Annotated in this window: 16 protein-coding genes; 7 read left to right on the top strand and 9 right to left on the bottom strand. The window is 70.8% G+C overall.

All coding sequences use genetic code 11. The features are described from left to right. Positions 1–74: 74 nt before the first annotated feature. Positions 75–1,082 (bottom strand): L-histidine N(alpha)-methyltransferase, encoded by a 1,008-nt coding sequence (egtD, locus tag VFZ09_RS21985; protein ID WP_329729603.1) that lies wholly within the window; start codon positions 1,080–1,082, stop codon positions 75–77. Between the two features lie 21 nt (positions 1,083–1,103). After that, positions 1,104–2,408 carry an ergothioneine biosynthesis protein EgtB gene (gene egtB / locus VFZ09_RS21990; RefSeq protein ID WP_329729604.1) on the bottom strand — a complete coding sequence of 435 codons (1,305 nt, stop codon included), beginning with the start codon at positions 2,406–2,408 and terminating at the stop codon, positions 1,104–1,106. Between the two features lie 421 nt (positions 2,409–2,829). On the opposite strand from egtB, the gene VFZ09_RS21995 reads away from it, so the two are divergent. Together VFZ09_RS21995 and VFZ09_RS22000 are read left to right on the top strand one after the other, a co-directional pair. After that, a complete protein-coding gene (locus VFZ09_RS21995) occupies positions 2,830–4,275 on the top strand; it encodes an ATP-binding protein (protein WP_329729605.1) in 1,446 nt (481 codons plus the stop codon). A 174-nt stretch (positions 4,276–4,449) separates the two neighbouring features. Further along, positions 4,450–5,175: a Uma2 family endonuclease gene (locus VFZ09_RS22000; protein WP_329729606.1), complete on the top strand. Its 726-nt coding sequence runs from the start codon at positions 4,450–4,452 to the stop codon at positions 5,173–5,175. 24 nt (positions 5,176–5,199) lie between these two features. On the opposite strand, the gene ggt is transcribed toward VFZ09_RS22000, so the two are convergent. Further along, the gene (ggt, locus tag VFZ09_RS22005) at positions 5,200–7,032 is read right to left on the bottom strand and encodes a gamma-glutamyltransferase (protein ID WP_329729607.1); all 1,833 of its coding nucleotides are present in this window, start codon (positions 7,030–7,032) and stop codon (positions 5,200–5,202) included. A gap of 271 nt (positions 7,033–7,303) precedes the next feature. Here ggt and VFZ09_RS22010 point away from each other — a divergent pair, with 271 nt between their 5' ends. Then, positions 7,304–7,852: a hypothetical protein gene (locus VFZ09_RS22010; RefSeq protein WP_329729608.1), complete on the top strand. Its 549-nt coding sequence runs from the start codon at positions 7,304–7,306 to the stop codon at positions 7,850–7,852. On the opposite strand, the gene VFZ09_RS22015 is transcribed toward VFZ09_RS22010, so the two are convergent. Beyond that, the gene (locus VFZ09_RS22015; protein ID WP_329729609.1) at positions 7,841–8,992 is read right to left on the bottom strand and encodes a site-2 protease family protein; all 1,152 of its coding nucleotides are present in this window, start codon (positions 8,990–8,992) and stop codon (positions 7,841–7,843) included. The two genes, VFZ09_RS22010 and VFZ09_RS22015, sit on opposite strands and share 12 nt — an antisense overlap. Before the next feature lie 149 nt (positions 8,993–9,141). On the opposite strand from VFZ09_RS22015, the gene VFZ09_RS22020 reads away from it, so the two are divergent. After that, positions 9,142–10,566 (top strand): AAA family ATPase, encoded by a 1,425-nt coding sequence (locus VFZ09_RS22020; protein WP_329729610.1) that lies wholly within the window; start codon positions 9,142–9,144, stop codon positions 10,564–10,566. After that, entirely contained in the window at positions 10,563–11,147 is a 585-nt protein-coding gene (locus VFZ09_RS22025; RefSeq protein WP_329729611.1) for a hypothetical protein, read from the top strand. The genes VFZ09_RS22020 and VFZ09_RS22025 overlap by 4 nt, the downstream gene beginning before the upstream one ends. 64 nt (positions 11,148–11,211) lie before the next feature. Here the strand turns inward: VFZ09_RS22025 and VFZ09_RS22030 are convergent, their stop codons facing one another. Next, a complete protein-coding gene (locus VFZ09_RS22030) occupies positions 11,212–11,643 on the bottom strand; it encodes a CBS domain-containing protein (RefSeq protein ID WP_329729612.1) in 432 nt (143 codons plus the stop codon). 163 nt (positions 11,644–11,806) lie between these two features. Next, positions 11,807–12,217: a hypothetical protein gene (locus tag VFZ09_RS22035; RefSeq protein ID WP_329729613.1), complete on the bottom strand. Its 411-nt coding sequence runs from the start codon at positions 12,215–12,217 to the stop codon at positions 11,807–11,809. Between the two features lie 554 nt (positions 12,218–12,771). On the opposite strand from VFZ09_RS22035, the gene VFZ09_RS22040 reads away from it, so the two are divergent. After that, entirely contained in the window at positions 12,772–13,698 is a 927-nt protein-coding gene (locus VFZ09_RS22040) for a UbiA family prenyltransferase (protein WP_329729614.1), read from the top strand. Between the two features lie 22 nt (positions 13,699–13,720). Here VFZ09_RS22040 and VFZ09_RS22045 read toward each other — a convergent pair whose 3' ends face one another. Next, positions 13,721–14,269: a hypothetical protein gene (locus VFZ09_RS22045; RefSeq protein ID WP_329729615.1), complete on the bottom strand. Its 549-nt coding sequence runs from the start codon at positions 14,267–14,269 to the stop codon at positions 13,721–13,723. A gap of 529 nt (positions 14,270–14,798) precedes the next feature. On the opposite strand from VFZ09_RS22045, the gene VFZ09_RS22050 reads away from it, so the two are divergent. Continuing rightward, a complete protein-coding gene (locus VFZ09_RS22050; RefSeq protein WP_329729616.1) occupies positions 14,799–15,356 on the top strand; it encodes a hypothetical protein in 558 nt (185 codons plus the stop codon). Here the strand turns inward: VFZ09_RS22050 and VFZ09_RS22055 are convergent. Then, positions 15,353–16,027: a TVP38/TMEM64 family protein gene (locus tag VFZ09_RS22055; protein ID WP_329729627.1), complete on the bottom strand. Its 675-nt coding sequence runs from the start codon at positions 16,025–16,027 to the stop codon at positions 15,353–15,355. The two genes, VFZ09_RS22050 and VFZ09_RS22055, sit on opposite strands and share 4 nt — an antisense overlap. A gap of 139 nt (positions 16,028–16,166) precedes the next feature. Continuing rightward, complete coding sequence (locus tag VFZ09_RS22060) at positions 16,167–18,755, bottom strand: hypothetical protein (RefSeq protein ID WP_329729617.1); 2,589 nt, start codon at positions 18,753–18,755, stop codon at positions 16,167–16,169. Positions 18,756–19,290 lie beyond the last annotated feature (535 nt).

The following is a 19,290-nucleotide window of genomic DNA, read 5'->3' on the forward strand; positions in this document are numbered from 1 at the left end:
ACTACGGGCAGGTGGAGACGAGCTCCGAGCCGTCCCCCCTCCGTCGTGACGGCCCGCGGACCTTCGGAGCGCGCTCAGCGCTTGAGGGCCAGCGAGAGGGCGAAGTCGCCCGCCGCGTCCGTCCAGCGCTCGGCCAGGTGCAGCCCCGCGGCCGCCAGCTCCGCCTCCACCTGCTCCACGCGGAACTTGCAGCTCACCTCCGTGCGCAGCACCTCGCCCTCGGCGAAGTTCACGTGCCGCTCCAGCGCCGGCAGCCTCACCGCCTGCGCCCTCGTGGAGATGAGCCGCATCTCCACCCAGCCGTTCTCCTCGTCGAAGGGCGCCAGGTGCTCGAAGGCCTCGGGCTCGAAGTCCGCCCCCAGCTCCCGGTTGAGCACGTTCAGCACGTTGCGGTTGAAGGCCGCCGTCACCCCCGCGCTGTCGTTGTACGCCGCGAACAGCCGCTCGCGGCTCTTGAGCAGGTCCGTCCCCAACAGCAGCCCCTCGCCCGGCTCCATCCCCGACGCCAGCTGCCCGTAGAAGCGCGCCCGCTCGGCCGGCTTCAGGTTGCCAATCGTCCCGCCCAGGAAGGCCACCAGCCGCCGGCCTCCCCTCGGCAGCCGCTCCAGGTGCCGCTCGAAGTCCCCCACCACCGCGTGCACCCGCAGCCCCGGGTACTCGCCCGCCACCGTCCGCGCCGCCTGCCTCAGGAAGGCCTCGCTCACGTCGAAGGGCACGAAGCGCCTCAGCTGCCCCGTGCGCCTCAGCGCGTCCAGCAGCAGCCGCGTCTTCTCGCTGCTCCCGCTGCCCAGCTCCATCAACGTGTCCGCCCCGCTCGCCCGGGCGATGTCCCCCGCGTGCGCCACGAGGATTTCCCGCTCGCGCCGCGTGGGGTAGTACTCCGGCAGCCGGGTGATGTCGTCGAAGAGCTGGCTGCCCCGCTCGTCATAGAGCCACTTGGGGGACAGCTCCTTCGGCGCGCCCTCCGTGCACAGCCCCGCCAGCACCTCCGCGCGCAACGCCCGCTGCGCGTCCCCCGGCCGCACGTGCACCTCCACCGTCACCTCGAGCTCGCGCTGCCGCCCCAGTCCCGTGCCTCCCATCCCTCCCCCCTGTCCCATGACTCACCTCGCGTCTCGCGCGCACCTGAAGCCGGCGAAGATCTGCCGGCGGATGGGGTAGTCCCAGTTGCGGAAGCTGTTGCGCACCGCCACCGGCGCGCTCGCCCACGCTCCACCCCTCAACACCCGGTACTCCGTCCCGAAGAACACCTCCGAGTACTCCCGGTAGGGAAATGATTTGAACCCAAAGTACCCATCGAAGGTGCTGGAGGTCCACTCCCAGACATCTCCGAGCAGGCCCCAGACGCCGTCCGCGCTCTGGCCCGCGGGGTGGCCGCCAATGGGCGAGGGGCCCCAGGTGTCTCCGCCGAGGTTGGCGTGGCCGGCGTCCGGCGCCGCGTCCCCCCAGGGGTACACGCGGGGCTCGCCGTCCGAGCCCGTCGCGGCCTTCTCCCACTCGGCCTCGGTGGGCAGCCGCTTGCCGGCCCAGCGCGCGTAGGCATCCGCCTCGTACCAGCACACGTGCTGCACGGGCTCGTCCCGGGGCAGGGGCTCCACCCACCCGTAGCGCCGCCGCAGCCAGCCACCGCCCTCCTGGGGGAGCCAGAAGAGCGGGTGGCGGATGCCCTGGGCGTGAATCCACTCGAAGCCCTTCGGGTCCCACCAGCGGCTGTCGGTGTAGCCGCCGGACTCGACGAAGACGGCGTAGTCCCCATGGGTGACGGGGTGCGAGTCCAGGAGGAAGTCCGGCACGTGCGCGGTGTGGGCGGGGCGCTCGTTGTCGTAGGCCCAGGGCGCGTCGCTGCCCAGGCGCACGGGGCCTCCGGGGATGAAGACCTCGTGTTGCGCGGCGCGAGCGGGACGCGGACGGGGGAGCGCGGCGGGCCGGTACACGTGGCTCGTCATGAGCTGCAGCGTGGCGGCGAGCGTCTCCAGGTGCTGCTGCTCGTGCTGGGCCACCATGCCGAAGACGAAGCCGCCGCGCAGCAGCGGGACGGGCGAGTCCTCGGGGACGTGGTGGAGCCACTCGAGCGAGGCCTCGCGGACGCGGGAGGCATAGGCGAGGGCCTGCGCGGGAGAGAGCAGGGGCAGCTGGGAGCGCGAGGAGCGCGGGTGGCGGAAGGCGTCGTAGAGCGAGTCGAAGGCGGAGTCGGTGAGGGCGGGGGCGCCGAGCGCGCGCAACAACCACTGCTCCTCGTAGTTGGCCACGTGGGCCACGTCCCAGACGATGGGGGACATGAGGGGCGAGTGCTGGCGGGTGAGGGCGTCCTCGGGGAGGCCCTCGAGCATGCGCAGCAGGCGCGAGCGCGCGGCGGTGAGCTCGGAGACGGCGGAGGATTTCCAGGGACGAAGCTCGGGCCTGCGCATCGTGCCTCCAAGGTTAGGGAGCGGAGGGGGGCGGGGGGAGTGTCCCCGTGCCGGGGCGCGAGCCCGCCGTGAGACAGCGTACGCCCGGAAGGGAGAGGCGCCGAGCGGAGGACTCTCGAGAACAGCGGAGGACGGGGACTTGGGATGTCGGGAGGCCCACAACCCCTCTACAACCCCTCTCCCGCCGGGAGCGGAGCCCCCCGTCGTTCAAAGGGGGGGCAAGCCCCCCGGGGTGAGGGTACCCGGGTCCCGGGTCGAGACGGTGTGCGGGTGTCGAGCGCCCGCCTGGAAGCCCCCCCGCCCGAGGCCCGGGCAGGCGCGCGGGGGAAGAGCCGCTCGGCGTGGAGTGTTCTCCCCTGTTGCCCGGCTGCTTCGCGGTGGCGCATGGCGCCCGCGGGAGCCCGGAGCGGGGAGCGTGTCCATGAGTCAGGCCCGGAACGGCCGTTCGGAGTGGTTCGAGTTGTCGGAGGAGGGCTGGAGGCGCTCCAATCGCGCCCGGCCGCTCGGCCAGCTCGTGCGCGAGGCGCTGCAGAACGCGTTCGACCAGCGGGCGCGCCGGGTGAAGGTGCGCCTGGAGGAGGACGAGGTGCGCATCGAGGACGACGCGCCCGCGGGCCTGGCGCGCGACGAGTTCGCCTTCACGGTGTTCCTCGGGGAGAAGGACACGCCGCCCACGTGGCGGGGGCGCAAGGGCCGGGGCCTCAAGGAGATGATCGCCGCGAGCGACCGCGCCGAGGTGGAGACGGTGGGGCGCACGCTCGTCTTCGACGACACGGGGCGGAGCGTGAAGGCCAACTCGCGCACGGTGGGCACGTGCCTGCGGCTCTTCCGCCGCACGAGCGAGCGCGAGCGCGACGAGGCCGTGCGGCTGTTGCGGCTCACCCTCGCGCCGCCGGGGGTGGAGCTGCTCATCAACGGGCGGGCGGTGCGGCCGCCGAGGGCGAAGGACTCGCTGGCGGACTGCCCGCTGGAGACGGTGGAGCTGCACCGCGGCGTGGAGCGGTACGTGGAGCGGGGCACGCGGGTGGACCTGTACTACCCGAGGCCCGGGGAGACGCCGCACCTGTACGAGCTGGGGTTGCCGGTGGAGCCGCACCATTTGCCGTGGCACGTGGACGTGCAGCAGCGCATTCCGCTGGCGGCCGAGCGCGACGCGGCGAGGGACCCGTACAAGCGGACGCTGGCGGCGATCCTCCTCGAGTCGCTGGCGCCGGAGCTGAGCCGGCAGGAGCTGTCGGGGGCGTGGGTGACGGAGGTGCTGGCGCACTTCACGTTGGGGGAGGAGGCGCTGGGGGCGTACGTGGAGAAGGTGCTGCCGCCGAGGGCGGTGCTGTCGGTGGGCCCGCGGGCGGATGACCGGGCGAGGCAGCTGGGGGCGAAGGTGGTGGACCTGCGCGGAATGCCGCAGGCGGCGCTGGAGCAGCTGGAGACGGTGGTGGAGGCGGCGGACGCGTACGTGGAGCGGATGGAGGGCCCGCCGAGGGACGTGGTGGTGCGGCCGGGGGCGAGGGCGGAGCGGCTGGTGGGGGTGGTGCGCTGCCTGTCGAAGGAGCTGACGGGGCGGGAGGTGGGGGTGGAGTTCTTCGAGCGCGAGGTGAGGGACGAGCGCGCGCACGTGGAGGCGGAGTACGACCGCGAGCGGCGGGTGCTGCGGGTGAACATGAAGGGGCGGGTGCGGCTGGAGGACCCGTTGGAGCCGCGGACGCTGGGCATCATCCTGCACGAGCTGGCGCACGAGGCGGGGGACGAGCACGACTTCGCGTTCATCGACAGGCTGGAGGGCTTCGCGGGCAAGGCGCTGCGCTGCCTGGTGGACCGGCCGGACCTGCTGGCGCCCTATGCGAGCCCGAGGAAGCGGACGGGGTAGCGCGGTTCGCTTGCTCCCGGAGGCTCAGGACAGCAGCTCGGGCAGGAACTCGTAGAGGGTGATGGAGGTTGACCTTTCAGGTCACCTGCCCCACCCTACCTGAGCATGGAGAACGATCGGCCGGTCGACGTGGATGCCTTTCCCCGAGCCCCCACACAGGAGCAGTGGGAGGCGATGAGCATGGAGGAGAGGGCGCGGGTGGTGCAGGCGCTTCCCGCGGAGGTGACGTGGGAGGAGATGCCGATGCCTGAGGGTGACCTGCACACCCGGGCGAGGTGGTGGGTGCAGGATGCACTCGAGGGCTACTTCACACCGCCGCGGCGCCGGGCGTACGTGAGCGTGGCGCTGCCCATCTACTACCCCGGGGAGAGGCGCTTCGCGCCGGACCTGTTGGTGGTGTTGGACGTGGAGCCGCACCCGCGGGGCAAGTGGGTGGTGAGCCACGAGGGAAAGGGATTGGACTGGGTGATGGAGGTGCACGTGGGCGGCGACCGCAAGAAGGTCGCCGAGGACAACGTGCGGCGCTACGCCCGGTTGGCCATCCCCGAATACTTCATCTACGACCGGGCCCGGGAGAGGCTGGAGGCCTACCGGCTGCCTTCTCCCGAGGCACGGGAGTACGTGCGGATGGAGCCGAAGCAGGGCCGGTACACCTCGGAGGTGCTGGGGCTGGAGTTGCAGTTGGAGGGAGGACGGCTGCGCTTCTGGGCGGGGAATGCCCTGCTGCTGTCGCCCGGGGAGATGAACGAGCGGCTGCGGGAGCTGCTGGACGGTGAGCAGCGGCGAGCGGATGAGGAAGCCCGGCGGCGCGCAGCGGAAGCGCACCGGCGCGAGGAAGCCGAACGCCGGCTGGCGGAGCTCCAGGCCGAGCTGGAGCGGCTCAAGTCCCGAGGGCAGTGAGTCCCGAGCCGCTCCCCGGCCCTCTCACTTCACGGGCTCGACGACCATGGCGCTGCCACCGCCGCGGCGGGTGGGCTCGGCGGCGGCGGTGACGGTGCCATCCGGGTGGAAGCGGATGGCGGTGAGCGCGCCCATGGGCCCCACATCCGTGAACCCATGTCCCAACTCCCCGAGCGCGGCGGCCTCGGGCGAGGCGATGAACGCGGGCTCGGCTTGGCTGCGGTGGTCCGGCGAGTTGCGCTGGGACACGCGAGGCGCGGCCAGGGCCTGTTCAATGGGCATGCCGAAGTCGAGGTGATTCACGAGCGTCTGTCCCACGGTGGTGATGATGGTGGCGCCGCCGGGGCTGCCGAGCGCGAGCACGGGCGCGCCGTCCTTGAACACGAGCACGGGGCTCATGCTGCTGCGCGGCCGTTTGCCGGGCGCGGGGGCATTGGGGTGGGGCGCGTCCACGGCGGCGGGCAGGTCGAAGTCCGTCAGCTCGTTGTTGAGCAGGAAGCCGTAGCCGGGGACGACCATGCCATTGCCGCCCTCGCCCTCGATGGTGCACGTGTACGCGACGATGTTGCCCGCGGCATCCGAGGTGGTGATGTGCGTGGTCTCCTTGTTGGGCACCTGCTCCTCGGCGGCGGGGCGGGCCACCTCGGGCACGCGCGGGAGCACGGCGCGGGCAGGGCCCTGATGGGGAAAGGGATTGCCGGGCAGCGCGGCGGTGGTGGATGCCCGGGTCCCCTCGAGCGTCGCGCCGCGCCGCACGGCGTACTCACGTGACAGGAGCCCCGCCTCGGGTGCGGAGACGAAGGCGGGGTCGCCGAGGAAGGCATTGCGGTCGGCGAAGGCGAGCCGCGAGGCCTCCAGGTACCGGTGGAGGAACTCCGCGCGGGACAGCGAGGCCGGCGCATGGGCCTCGAGCAGGTTCAACGTGAGCGCGAGCGTGACACCGCCGCTGCCGGGCGAGCCCATGCCGTACAGCGTGTAGCCGCGGTAGGTGCTCGTCACGGGGGGACGGACGATGGCCTCGTAGCGCGCGAGGTCCTCCATCCGCATCACCCCGGGGCGCACGGTGCGCGAGGCCCCGGGAGCCAGCGGCGGCCGGGTGACGGTGGAGACGATGGCCCGGGCAATCTCGCCCCGGTAGAAGACGGGGGCACCGCCCTCGGCGACGAGCCGGTACGTCCGCGCGAGCCCGGGATTCTTGAAGGTGGCGCCCACGGGCCAGGGCCGCCCATCCGGCCCGAGGAACAGGGCGGCGGAAGGGGTGAAGTCGCGGAAGCGCTCGACGTTGTGACGCGTCTGCTCGTGGAAGGTGGCGTCCACCTCGAACCCCTGCTCGGCGACGCGGATGGCGGGCTGGAGCACCTCGGCGAGCGAGCGCGAGCCATACCGTCTCAGGGCCTCGCTCCAGCCCAGGAGGGAGCCGGGGACGCCCACGGACAGGCCGCTGGTGACGAGCTCGCCGAAAGGCAGGGGAGCGCCGTTTTCATAGAGGAGCGCGCGCTCGAGGCCCGCGGGAGCCGTCTCGCGGTGGTCCAGGGTGACGACGCGCCCCTCCCGGGCGAGGTACGCGACGAGGAAGCCCCCGCCGCCGATGCCACAGGAGTACGGGTCGGTGACGCCGAGCACGCTGGCGGCGGCCACGGCGGCGTCGACGGCATTGCCTCCGGAGCGCAGCACCTCGAGGGCGGCGGAGGTGGCGCGCACGTCCACGGTGGCGGCGCCGCCGCCGCGTCCGGTGGCGGTGGAGGCGGGGAGCGTCCGGGCGGCGGCCTCGGGCCTCGGCGCGGGGGAGGTGGCGCAACCGGGGCCGAGCCCCAGGCACAGCAGGGACGCACTGACGGAGAAGAGGAGCCTTCGCATGGGGCGGGAGCCTACCAGCGGGTGTCCGTTTCCTCGCGCTCACCTGTCTCGGAGTCCGAGAGGAATTCGCCCGGAATACGCTGACAGTGGAAGCGGGCCACACCCGGGGGCACGCGGATGACAGGCATTGCACACGCGTGCCGCGGGTGTGTCGGGTTTGTGGCGTGTGGAGGGCGGAGCCGATTCGTCGGGCCCGGGCGTGTCCCTACGATGCACGCGCGAAGCGGCAGGGGGGGCGGAGGGGAAACCCAGACATGTCTTGGGAGAGCGCATGGACCATCGGGTCTGGTCTGTCCGGGAGGAGCCGGGAGGCGGGCGGGCCTTCCTCGCCCGGCAGGAGGCGTGCGAGACGGCGCGGACGGTGGAGCGCGCCTTCCACCGGTGCGGCTTCTCGGACGAGGAGTGGGAGGTGCTGAGGGACGCGCCGTTGAGGGCCTTCGCCTGGGTGGCCACGGCGGATGGCCCGGTGGGGCCGGGGCAGCTCGCGGCGTGCCGGAGGGTGCTGGAGGCGGGGCTGGGCTCGCGCAGTCCGCTGGTGGGCCGCATCTGTGGCGAGTCGCTGCGTCAGCTCGGCGCCTGGGGGCCGGAGTGGCTGTGGGAGGCGCCGGACCTGGAGCCCCTGCGTCCGCTGGTGGCGCGCGTGGCGGAGCGGCTGGGGCTGGGCGAGGCGGCGCGTTTCCACGCGTGCCTGCTGGCGGTGGGCACCCGGGTGGCGAGGGCCTCCAACGGGCTGGCCGGCCGGGTGTGGGGCCGGCTGCGGGGCGAGGAGCGGCTGGCGCTCGAGGCGCTGGTGGAGACGCTGGGGCCCCTAGGTATGTGACTCGCGGGGGCCCACGCCCCACGGGCCGTTGCGCTGGTTCTGCTCCAGCTCGCGCAGCTGCATGCCGCGCACGAGGTCCTCCTGGGTGAGGGTGCCCACCAGCAGGCCCTCCTGCACCACGGGCAGCTGGGGCAGCTGCCGCTGGCCCATCTCGCGCAGGGCGTCCCAGGCGCTAGCCTCGGGGGAGAGCGCGGGCACGGGTTGGGCCACCTCGCGCGCCCGCAGCTGCCCGCGCCGCGGCTCCGGCACCCGCAGCACGGCCATCCGCGTCACCAGCCCCACCACGCGCCCTCCGTCCACCACGGGCAGGGCCCGCCGCCGCTCGGCCCGCAGGCGCGCTTCCACCTCCTCCAACGAGTCCTCCGCCTCCACCGAGGAGGTGCGCGGCGTCATCAGCTCGCGCACGCGCATGCCGGAGAGCAGCGATTGCATGACCACCTCGCGCGACTCGCCGCTGGCGCCCATGAAGACGAAGAAGGCGATGAGGAGCAGCAACGGGTTGCCGGCGGGCCACAGGCCGGGCAGGCCGAAGAGGCCCACCAGGCCGAAGAGCAGGGCGAAGGCCTTGCCGACGAAGGCGGCCGTCTGCGTGGCGCGCACCCGGCCGAGCCACCCGGTGAGGAGCGCGCGCAGGACGCGGCCACCGTCCATGGGGAAGGCGGGCAGCAGGTTGAAGAGGCCGAGGAAGATGTTGAGGCCGCCCAGGTAGGCGACGGCGAAGCTCACCTCCAGGGCGCCCGCGGCCTGGAGGGGCACGGAGCCCACCATCAGCAGCACGCCCAGCACCAGGCTGGTGGCGGGGCCGGCGAGCGCCATGAGGGCCTCGTGAAGGGCGCCCTCGGGCATGCGGGTGATGCGCGACACGCCCCCAATCATGAGCAGGGTGATGTCGGAGACCTGGCCGCCCTTGCGCAGGGCGTAGACGGAGTGGGCCAGCTCGTGGACGAGCACGGACAGGAAGAGGCACACCACGAGGCCCACGCCCCACAGCAACGGATGGCCCCGGAGCCGCTCGGGGCCGAAGCCGCTCGCCATGGTGAGGCCGAAGAGCCACGCCAGCAGCGGCAGCACCAGCAGGAAGGAGTAGTGCACCCGGATGGGAATGCCCCGCAGGGTGGCGATTCGGATGGCTCCGCGCACGGTGACACCTCACTCGGGGAAAGGTGGGGAGTGTCCGGCACGGAACCATCTGGCGGAGCGACGACGGGCCGCCTCCCGGTCCGCACCCGAGGGAGCGGACGGGCGCTTGCCTCGACAGGCTACCCCTTGGCCACTACTGTGCCTCGCCCATGAAGCTCACCCTGCGGAACCTCGGACGGCTGCGCGAGGCGACCATCGACCTGGACAAGGACCTCATCCTGCTGACGGGGCCCAACAACACGTCGAAGACATACGTCGCGCACGCCCTCTATGGGTTCGGGGAGGAGTTCCACACGAATGTATCAAGGGCCGTGGGTTCAGCCCTCAGCGAGTGGGTCAAGGAGCGCCAGGAAAGCGAGACGGTTTTCAGGGTCGATGTGGTGGCGTTCGTCGATCAATACCTGCGGCGCATCTTGGACGAACTCGCGCGCGCATTCCGCGGGAGGCTCACGGACATCCTGGCCTGCGGTGAAGAGTTCGTTGCCCGGGCCGAAGCAAGGATGGACCTGGACGAAGCGCAACTGGCCTCGGCCAGGCAGGCTCTGCTCGCGATGGATGAGCGGCAGGAGTGGACGACCATCGGGCTGACCGAGCACAAGGTGGCTGGGGAGCCCCTTTGGACTTTCGAACGGCTACCTAAGTCCGCTCCACTGGAAGTGAGCGGCGCGTCTGCGTTGCCCCGGGTGGACTTACCGGTGCGCTCATTCGCCTATTGGCGTATCGCGGCGGCGATATCGGACTTGTTTCTGCGAATGCCCTGGTACACGCATGTGCTCACCGCCGAGAGAGCGGCCATCCAGCTCTTCAGCCGCGAACTGGCCAGCAAGCGCACGGAGCTCGTGGATGACCTGATGCAGCTCAGGAGCAGCGCGGGCCACCGAGCGGACCCTCGGGATGCATTGTGGGAGACGTTGGGGCACCGGGCCCGGCGCTATCCGCTTGCCATCCGCAATAGTTTGCTCATCGCCAATGACCCTGCGACATACAAAGGAAAGACCTCCTCCTTTGCTGCGCTCGCGGATCAATTGGAGGGCAAGGTGCTGGGCGGCGCCATCCGCATGGATGAAGAGGGCGAGATGTCGTTTCATCCGAGCGAGTCGGACACCCGCCTGAGTCTGCACCTGTCCTCCTCTTCCGTGAAAGCGCTGGCGGGGCTCTCCTTCTTTCTTCGTCACGTCGCGGAGAAGAGCCAGTTCCTCATCATCGACGAGCCCGAGCTGAACCTCCACCCCGACAACCAGCGCCGCGTGGCCCGGGTGCTCGCCCGGATCGTCCGCTCCGGCATCAAGGTGCTGATCAGCACCCACAGCGACTACATCATCCGCGAGCTCAACAACCTCATCATGTTGAGCGCGGACAAGGACGGCAGCGTGCGGCAGCGGCTGGGCTATGACGAGGAGGAGACCCTCTCGCCCTCTCAGGTGGGGGCCTATCTGTTCGACTCGGAGAAGGCCAACCCCATCCCCGTCACCCCGACCGGAATCGAAGTGGCGACCATCGAGCGGGAGATCAACGCGCTCAACACCGTGTCGCAGGACATCTACTTCACCCTGTTTGGTGGCACCGGCGGATGACCGGTCTGCTCGAAGCGGTCCAGGGCATCCTCGAACCCGCGCGCATCGTCCCAGCACCCATGACCCTGGACGAGGAAGCGGAGGCGAGCCGGTGCCCGCCCCTCCAGGTGCGCGGGACGACTCCGCACTGGGCCCTGCGGCTGCGCTCGGATGACCACCTGCCCCTCCTGGCCGCGCTGGCCAAGGAGCGCAGCGTGCGCCGGCTGCCGGACTACCTCGTCTTCAGTGAGCCCCGGATTCCCGCGCAGCGTCCCGAGGACGTGGCGCTGCAGGTGCTGGTGTGCGAGCTCAAGTCCAGTGCGGTGGGCGCCGAGGCGGCCCTGGCCCAGGTGCAGCTGGGCAAGCTGCTCGCGGAGTACCTGGTGCGGGTGGCCACGCTCACGCTGGGCGAGTCCGAAGTCCCGAAGCTCTGGTGCTGCGGGCTCATCGCCAGTCCGGAGTTCCCGGCCAGCCTGCTCGCCAAGGGGAGCATGCGTCCGGGCAAGGTGGAGCTGCCCAACCGCTTCGACAAGTTGTCGAGGATGCGCATCTACCACTCGCCGGGAGGCGTGGAGCTCCGGCTGGAGAGCTTCTTCTCCTGAAACACGGGCCACGCTCGGGAGCCGGAGCGCCACGAGGGCGCCGGCCCCGGAGCCGGAGCGTGCGTCAGATGGGGCTGGAGGGCTCGGAGATGCCCTCGAGCGTCTCGGCCACCTGCTGCTCGCTGACCTCGCCGGTGAGGTCGCCCAGCGCGACGATGCCCACCAGCTTCTTGTTGCGGTCCACGACGATCATCCGGCGGATCTGCTTCACCTTCATGTTGCGCAGCACGCCGTCCACGTCGTCGTCATCGAAGCAGTACTCGATGCCGGAGCTCATCGCGTCGGCCACCTGGGTGGTGTTCGGGTCCCTCCCCAGGGCGATGGCGCGCACGACGATGTCGCGGTCGGTGATCATTCCCAGGATGCGCTGGCCGTCGCAGACGGGCAGGGGGCCCACGTTGAGGCTGCGCATCTTCTCGGCGGCATCGCGGAGGGTGTCATTGGGGTTGATGACCTCCACGTCGCTCGACATCACTTCACGAATGATCCTGGCCATGGCCGCTCCTTGGTGGGTGCCCCGCGAGGGGGGGTGCTCCTCCGGAGAACCGTGGGGAGCATCCCGGCGAGGGGCAACGCGGGCCGGGGCCGTCCTCCCGGAGAGCGCACGGGCGGGCGGGCCGCGAGGCGAGCCGGAGCGAGGGGCTCGCCCGGTGACTCCCTCAGGCGGGAGCCATCCACTGGCCGGGCTGGGGCGCGTCGCGCCACACGTGGCGGCCCGTGTCCGGGTCCTTGTGGAAGCGCATGAAGTCCCCCAGGCCCGTGTCGAGCGCGCGCGCGTCCAGCGCCTCGGCCACCCTGCCGATGAGGTCGAGCACCTCGTCCCCGGTGCCGTGGACGATGAGCTTCACACGGGGCGCCGGCTCCCAAGGGCCGAGCTCGAAGGTGATGGAGAAGCCATCGCCGTGGAAGGAGCCCTCGGCGAGCGTGGGGAAGAAGATGCTGGGGAGCACCTCGCGCAGCTGGCGGATGACGGCCTCGCGCGGACCGAGCGGAGGAGGCGACCAGCCTTCGGGGAAATCCCTCACCGAATCGAAGCCCGCTGCGCCCATCAGATAGATGATCCAGCTCATGCCGCACCTCGTGATCCACCCGCTTGATGAGGAACACAATACGGCAGGTGTCTGACGTTGCCGGATGCGGGGATTCAGGGGGGTTGAAGTGTCCGCTCGCGGCCGGACCCCCCGGACGGCGGTGCAACCCCGCGATCCGGCGCGGGAAGAACCGGTTCAAGGAAACACGCGGCGGCTCCCATTCGGGGACGAGCGTGGACCTGAGCGCGGTGTGGGTGACGGGGCCCGGAGACGCGTGGGCGGTGGGGGCGCGTTATCCGGCGTCCACGCACGGGGTTCGAATCCAGGGCCTGCTGTCGGCGCCGAGGCCGTGAGGCGGGGGGAGCCGGAGTCCGGGAAGCTGGGCGCGTGTGCGATGGCGGGCGCGATGGCGGCAGCCAGGGTGTGCACTTGCAGCGAGGTGGAAGCAGACGGCGAGTGCGGCACGGGCTGTCTGCAAAGTCCCAGCGTCGCTGAATGCGCGAGCGGCCGGGTGGACGTGAAGTACAGAGCTGTCGTGATTGAGATAGGATTGGGGAAAGCTCGCGCGGCGGGGGCGAGCGGGGGTGGAGACCATGCAGCCGAGACTGACGATGCGGACCCTGTCAGCGGAGACGAATCCGGCGGAGCCGGCGGCATGGCTGCGGTTCATCCCGCGAGAGCTGTGGGTGAGCTGGCGATTCGTGGGAGGAGACGTGTCGTCGGCGGTGGTGCCGCCGCTGTTGTTCATCGGGGCGGCGAGCAGCCATCACGGCCTGGGAGCGGGAGCGGTGTTGGGGGCGCTGGGCCGGGGAGCGCTGTACTTCTGGCTGTTCGCGTATGCCTTTGGACTCTCCAACCAGCTGGTGGGGGTGGAGGAGGATCGGGTGAACAAGCCGCACCGGCCGCTGGTGCGGGGCGAGGTGTCGGTGAGGGGGACTCGCTGGCGGTGGGTGGCGTGCATGACGCTGCTGACGCTGGTGGGGTGGGCGTTCGGGGTGTGGGAGTGGGCGCTGCTGTGGCAGGTGATCATCGTGGTGCACAACGAGGTGGGGGGAGCGAAGCGCTGGTGGGCGAAGAACCTGCTGATCGCGCTGGGGGTGGTGACGCAGCTGGCGGCGGCGTGGGAGCTGGTGGGGCCGCTGACGGCGGTGACGTGGCGGTGGATGGGAGTGCTGTCGAGCGTGGTGTTCATGCTGGTGTCGCTGCAGGACCTGAGGGACCTGGAGGGAGACAGGGCGAGCGGACGCAAGACATTCCCGTTGGTGTTCGGGGAGAAGCCGACGCGGTACGTGTTGGGGACGCTGTTCGGGCTGCTGCCGCTGGCCATCCACGAGGTGTTGATGAAGCCGCTGGGGCTGACGGCGGCGGTGGTGGCGTGCGACGTGGGGCTGGCGGTGGTGAGCTGGGTGATTTCAGCGCGGGTGGTGGGGTGGAGGACGCGGAGCGCGGACCACCGGACGTACCTGCTGTTCACCTACTGGTACTGCCTGGCGCTGCTGAGCACGATCGTCGTGCTGTGAGGGGCGGCGAGGCCCCGGAGACTCAGCGCAGCTCGAGCGAGCGCACCATCTCATCCACGACGGCCTGGTTGCCCGCGTAGTCGAGCCCGCGCACGGCGAGGGTGCTGACGCGGACGACGGAGTCCCCATCACCGATGGCATAGAGGTACTCGCGGGTGCCCGGGGGAAGCAGGGGAGAGTCCTGGGTGGCGCGCAATTCCAGACGCACGGCGGGGTGCCCGGCGAGGGTGAGCCGTTCCTGCTGGAGGACCTCATTGCTGGAGCCCGTGCTGCCCTGGACGAAGGCATCGAGCGGCATGGGCTCGCGCTTCACGGAGACGGCGACGAGCGGCTCCTCGCTATTGGGCTGAACCTCGAAGGGAGTGGGGTGGAAGAAGCGGCAGGGCTCCACACCCTTGCCCGTGTTCGTCGTCCAGCCGGAGGGATAGACAATCGAGTACCGGCCCGCGGGATTGGAGCACCGGGGGCGCGAAGCCTCCTGGGAGCGGGCCGCCTCCATGCGCTGGCCCGCGCACCCGCTCACGGAGAGCACGGCGAGACAGAGGGCGAAGCGCCACGTCGTGGGAACCATGAGTCCACCTCCAGGCCCGAGGGCCGTATGGGGAAATGGCCCATGGTAGGTGGGCGAAGCGAGACGGGAAGCACTCCGGGCGCACTCGTCACGAACTTGTCCAACTGTTGGACAAGTTCTGGAACAACGGACCCGGAGGGGTTGCACCTGGTGGAGCAGCGGGGGACGAGGAGGGTGGTGTTGCCGGTGTCGGTGCTGTTCCTGGGGCTGTCATTGGGAGTGACGTTGCTGGAGGCGATGACCCGCATCCGGATGGCGAGGGCCCCAGGTTGAGTCCGTGCATGCTCCCTCTCCCTCTGGGAGAGGGCTGGGGTGAGGGTCTACCGGTCCGTTCACCGTGGGGTCCTCCCGCGGAGCCCGGAGTCCTCACGGAAACCAAATCGTGGCTCCGGCCCGCGCCGCCCCCTATGCTGGTGCGCCGAGCGAGAGGGCCGGGGCACCCGTGGACCCTCTCGCCAGGGAGGGACACATGCGTCGGCACGGAAGTCTTCTGGGAAGGCGAATCGCTGCTCTGGTGGGCGTACCGTGGATGCTCGGGTCCACGCTGGCCTGGTCCGCGGAGCAGGAAGTGGCGGCCCAGGAAGTCACGGCGCACGCGAGGGACATTCCCACGCGGGACTTCATCAACCTCCGCTTCGGGGCGAGCACGGGCAGCAACCGGATGGAGATGTGCCTGGAGATCTCCCCGCTGGAGGCCTGGAGCCTGGAGGCGTGCGGCACCGGGAGCGAAATCCTGCACCATGCGGAATCGCCCGAGCTGGCGCATTTCCGGGGCAAGTACACGCTGACGAACTGGAAGACGGAGATTGGCTGGCTCCAGCCGCGCGTGGGGGTGGGGTTCACCGAGCTGCAGATTGGCCGGGACGACCCGGGCTTCCAGTTCCTCGGGGTGGGGCCGCGCGGCATGGAGACGGCGGGGCCGGAGGCGTCGCTGGGCATCCGGGGCCTCTACCCGGTCATCGGGGGCTTCGACCTGGTGGGCGAGCTGAGCTTCAGCATGGCCTGGCTGCGGTACGCGCCGCAGCTGGCCAACCCGCAGTCGGAGTTCCAGCCGGCGGTGAGCCTGACGGTGGGCGGGGGCTTCTAGCGCGCGGGCCGTGCCTGGAGCCCGCGGGTGAGGAAGAAGCCGAGGGCGGGGACGCAGACGGCACCGGCGAAGGCCACGAGGAACGAGCCGGTGTCCACCGCGTAGGCGCCAATGGCCGAGTACGCGGCGGCGATGCCCAGGTTGGACAGCGCGCAGACGGCGAGGAAGCGCCGCCAGGGCATGCGGTTGAAGCCGGCGAGCACCACCGAGGCCTCGGCGAGGACGGGCACGCCCCGGCACACCACCAGCGCCCAGGGGCCCAGGGCCGAGGTGACGCGGGCCGCGCGTCCCTCGTCGTGGCCCACCAGCCGCCGCAGCGCGGTGGCGCTGGCGCCCTGCCCGAGGAGGTAGCCCGCCACCGAGCTCCCCATCAGGCCCACCCACGACACCGCCGTGCCGGCCCAGAGCCCCAGCAGACTGCCCGCGGCCAGGTTGACGAGGCTGGAGGGCACCGGCAGCACGATGTCCGCCGCCAGCAGCCCCGCGAGCACCCCGGCCATCCACCCCCGCGAGTGGGGCATCTGGAGGAAGGCCGTGGTGGCCGCGTGGATGCGGTCCTCCCAGAGGAAGAAGGGCACGAGGATGGCCGTGAGGAGCAGGGCTCCCAGCGCGGTCCACCCCGCCACCGTGCGAGCCCGGGACACCGGGGCCTCCGTCGCTCTCTCCATCATCACGGGCGGACTGCTTTCAGGTGCTTCATGGAGGCCCACTCTAACCCGCCCCCCGAATCGCCTGATACGTTCGGGGGGCCGGGGAGGACCGGGGCGGTCCGGGCAACACTTCACCCGGCCGCCCCAGGCCCGGCGAGGCCTACTGCACGGTCCAGGCGGCGGTGCCGCTGCAGCTGCCGCTCGAGAAGCAGCCGGCGCGCAGCTCGTAGTTGCCCCCGGCGCCGGCCGGGACGGTGTACGTGAAGTTGGAGCCCTGGCCGCCGCACGCGTCGTCGTTGGAGATGACCTCGGTGCCGCCCGGGTTGAAGAGGCGCAGGTAGGTGTCGCCGGAGAACGAGGCGCCCGTCACGCCGCAGGTGCCCAGGGTGAGCGTCTGGCCCGCCGTCAGGGCGATGACCTTCTTGGCCGTGTTCACCGTGGCGCTGGTGGTGTTGGCCGCGGTGTAGCTGAAGGTGTTTCCGCCCGGGGTGCTTCCACCCGCCAGCGCCACCTTCCACGCGCCGCGGCCGTAGGTGCCGGCGTGCAGGAAGTGCGGCGAGTCATCCACCTCGAGGTCCATCACCACCAGGCCCAGCGGCAGGCCGAGCGAGAAGGCGATGAAGTTGTCACCGCCGTCGGTGCTCTCGTACACGCCCACGTCGGTGCCCACGAAGACACGCTGGGTGTCGAGCGGATCAATGGCCACCGAGTTGGCCGGGACGTTGGGCAGGCCGGCGCCCACCGCCGTCCAGGTGGTGCCTCCGGTGGTGGAGCGGTAGAGGCGCGAGGCGCCGAAGCCCGAGCGGGTGATGAACACGCGCTGCGGGTTGCCCGGCGTCATGGCCACGTCCGACACGTTGCCGCCCGGGTAGTTGCCGGTGACGTCCGTGAAGGTGGGGCTCGCGCTGGCCGCGTCCGCGGAGAAGTAGACGCGGCCGGCGGCGGTGCCCACGTAGGTGGGGAGCATGGCGCCCTGCTGCATGGGCGTGATGACGGACACCCGGCCAACGTTTCCGGACACGGCCGTCCAGGTGAACGGGCTGGCGGACGTGACGCCGCGGTACACCACGTCCGAGGCCACGAAGAGGTAGCCATTGCCCACGGCCAGCGGCGTCACCCAGGGGAAGTTGCTGGAGGAGGTGAGGCCCGTGCTCGGCAGGTAGCTGAAGGTTCCCGCGCCGCCGCCCGAGGTGGAGCGGAGGATTTTCGGGTAGCCGCCCGAGGGGTAGCTCGTCTGGAAGACGATGTTGGGGTTGGCCGGGTCCAGCGCGTTCATGAAGCCGTCACCCGTCACCTGCGTCAGGTTCCACACGATGCTGTTGCTGCGGCTCAGCGAGGAGTTGTCCTGCGCGCCGCCGAACACGATGTCCGAGTTCGAGGGGTGCACCGCAATGTCATAGAACTGCGTGACATTGAGGTTGGAGTTCATGTTGGTGAAGTTGGCGCCGTTGTCGTCGGTGCGCCACAGGCCGCCGTCACCGCCAATCCAGAAGCGGTTGCCGTTCGTCCTGGAGAACAGCACCACGTGGATGTCCTGGTGCACCTTCTGGCTGCTGCCCCAGCCGGTGGTGAGGAAGGTGTAGGTGGCGCCGCCGTCGGTGGACATGGACGGACGGATGGTGCCCACGAGGATGGCGTTCGTGTTGGTGGGGTGCACGGAGATGGCCTGGTTGTAGGTGCACTGGCCCTCGCAGGCGGTGCTGGAGCGCAGCGTCCAGGTGGCCGCGCCGTCGAGGGTGCGGTAGACGTTGCCGCCCATCAGCACGTAGAGGACGTTGCTGTTGCTGGGGGACATGGCCAGGCGCATGCGCGAGCCGGAGACGGTCATGCCGGAGATGGCGATGGACCAGGTGGCGCCGCCGTCGGTGGACTTGTAGACGCCGGAGCCCGGAGCGGCCGCGTACACGGTGGCCGAGCCGGGGACGAAGACGATGTCCTCCACGTTGACGCTCAGCACGCGCGTCCAGGTGGCGCCGCGGTCCGTGGAGCGGAACATGCCGGCGCCGGACAGGGAGCCGGTGCTGCTGCAGGTGCCGGAGCCACCGGCGAGCACCACGTTGGTGTTGGTGGGCTGCACGGCCACCGCGTTGACGATGGACAGGGGCATGTTGGTGGTGCCGCTGCCATTCTTCGCCGCCCAGGTGGAGCCGCCGTCCTGGCTCAGGAAGACGCCCTGGCCGAAGTAGCCGGCGCAGCCGCCCCCGTTCTTGTCACCGGTGCCCACCCACACGTTGCTGGGGGCGGAGGGCTCCACGAAGATGGAGCCGATGGGCAGGGTGCCCACGGAGTCGAAGAGCGGCGTCCACGAGGCGCCCGCGTCGGTGGTCTTCCACACGCCGCCGGCGGCCCCGCCGAAGTACACGGTGTTCTCGTCGGTGGGGTGGGGGACGATGACGTTGGTGCGGCCGGAGACGCGGCCCATCACCCAGCTGCCCATCTGCATGGACGAGGGGCCGATGGACTGCCACACCTCGCCGGGGCCCAGCATCATGGCCCGGGCGCTCACCTGGTCCTTCAGCTCGCGCGCCGCCCGGGCGCGCTCGGCGTTGGCGTTGGGGACGCGGTCGAGCCCGCGCGACTCGATGAACCAGCGCTGGCGCTGTTCAATCTGGTAGCTGTCGTCGCGGTTCTTCCCGCGGCGCTCGGAGGGGCGGGAGTACTCCTCTTCTTCTTCAGCCCATGCGGTACCACCGAGCGCCAACAGGGCGCTCACCATCACACGGGCGGGCCATCGGGATTGATGCTTCACGGGTTCTCCTCCATTCGGAGTGCGTTGCGGGTTTCGGGGGTGGGGGATGGTGGCCGGAGCCTGGGCGCGCTCATAGCACCCGGCATCCGGGAAAAACAAGTTTTTCAGGAGTGAGGGAAATGTGCTGTGGCGGCGGTGGGCGCTTCCAACCAGACAGCCTGACTTTCATCCCGGACGGATTGCGGCGCCCTGACGCCCATCAATGCCTGTCAGAGGGCTCCCGTATCCCCAGACACACGGCGGGGATGAGCCCTGGCCGTGAGGAGCGCACCGTGTCGAAAGCCCATACACTCAGCGACGACTTCAACGGCGACGCGACGGACACCCGCGAGTGGCTCGCTTTCGGAAGTGCCGGGGAGACCCACCAGCGCCTGGTGGTCCGCCTCTCCGGACTCAGCAACAACGCCTCGGGTGACGTCTCCGGGGCCGCTTACGACCTGACGGGCTCCAGCTTTGGGCGGAGAATCCAAGAGCTTCCGGGGAACCCAGGGAATGAGCCCGTCGCTGCACAGCTCGCTACCGTAGCATGGGAGCC

The organism is Archangium sp., from assembly GCF_036277355.1.
In the GTDB taxonomy this organism is placed as follows: domain Bacteria; phylum Myxococcota; class Myxococcia; order Myxococcales; family Myxococcaceae; genus Archangium.

Excerpts from the sequence above, each read along its gene's own strand:
- VFZ09_RS22055 (WP_329729627.1), bottom strand. The coding sequence starts at position 16,027 with ATGATGGAGAGAGCGACGGAGGCCCCGGTGTCCCGGGCTCGCACGGTG.
- VFZ09_RS22010 (WP_329729608.1), top strand. The coding sequence starts at position 7,304 with ATGGACCATCGGGTCTGGTCTGTCCGGGAGGAGCCGGGAGGCGGGCGG.
- VFZ09_RS22030 (WP_329729612.1), bottom strand. The coding sequence starts at position 11,643 with ATGGCCAGGATCATTCGTGAAGTGATGTCGAGCGACGTGGAGGTCATC.
- VFZ09_RS21995 (WP_329729605.1), top strand. The coding sequence starts at position 2,830 with ATGAGTCAGGCCCGGAACGGCCGTTCGGAGTGGTTCGAGTTGTCGGAG.
- VFZ09_RS22040 (WP_329729614.1), top strand. The coding sequence starts at position 12,772 with ATGCAGCCGAGACTGACGATGCGGACCCTGTCAGCGGAGACGAATCCG.
- egtD (WP_329729603.1), bottom strand. The coding sequence starts at position 1,082 with ATGGGAGGCACGGGACTGGGGCGGCAGCGCGAGCTCGAGGTGACGGTG.
- VFZ09_RS22035 (WP_329729613.1), bottom strand. The coding sequence starts at position 12,217 with ATGAGCTGGATCATCTATCTGATGGGCGCAGCGGGCTTCGATTCGGTG.
- VFZ09_RS22020 (WP_329729610.1), top strand. The coding sequence starts at position 9,142 with ATGAAGCTCACCCTGCGGAACCTCGGACGGCTGCGCGAGGCGACCATC.
- VFZ09_RS22045 (WP_329729615.1), bottom strand. The coding sequence starts at position 14,269 with ATGGTTCCCACGACGTGGCGCTTCGCCCTCTGTCTCGCCGTGCTCTCC.
- ggt (WP_329729607.1), bottom strand. The coding sequence starts at position 7,032 with ATGCGAAGGCTCCTCTTCTCCGTCAGTGCGTCCCTGCTGTGCCTGGGG.
- VFZ09_RS22000 (WP_329729606.1), top strand. The coding sequence starts at position 4,450 with ATGAGCATGGAGGAGAGGGCGCGGGTGGTGCAGGCGCTTCCCGCGGAG.
- VFZ09_RS22050 (WP_329729616.1), top strand. The coding sequence starts at position 14,799 with ATGCTCGGGTCCACGCTGGCCTGGTCCGCGGAGCAGGAAGTGGCGGCC.
- egtB (WP_329729604.1), bottom strand. The coding sequence starts at position 2,408 with ATGCGCAGGCCCGAGCTTCGTCCCTGGAAATCCTCCGCCGTCTCCGAG.
- VFZ09_RS22025 (WP_329729611.1), top strand. The coding sequence starts at position 10,563 with ATGACCGGTCTGCTCGAAGCGGTCCAGGGCATCCTCGAACCCGCGCGC.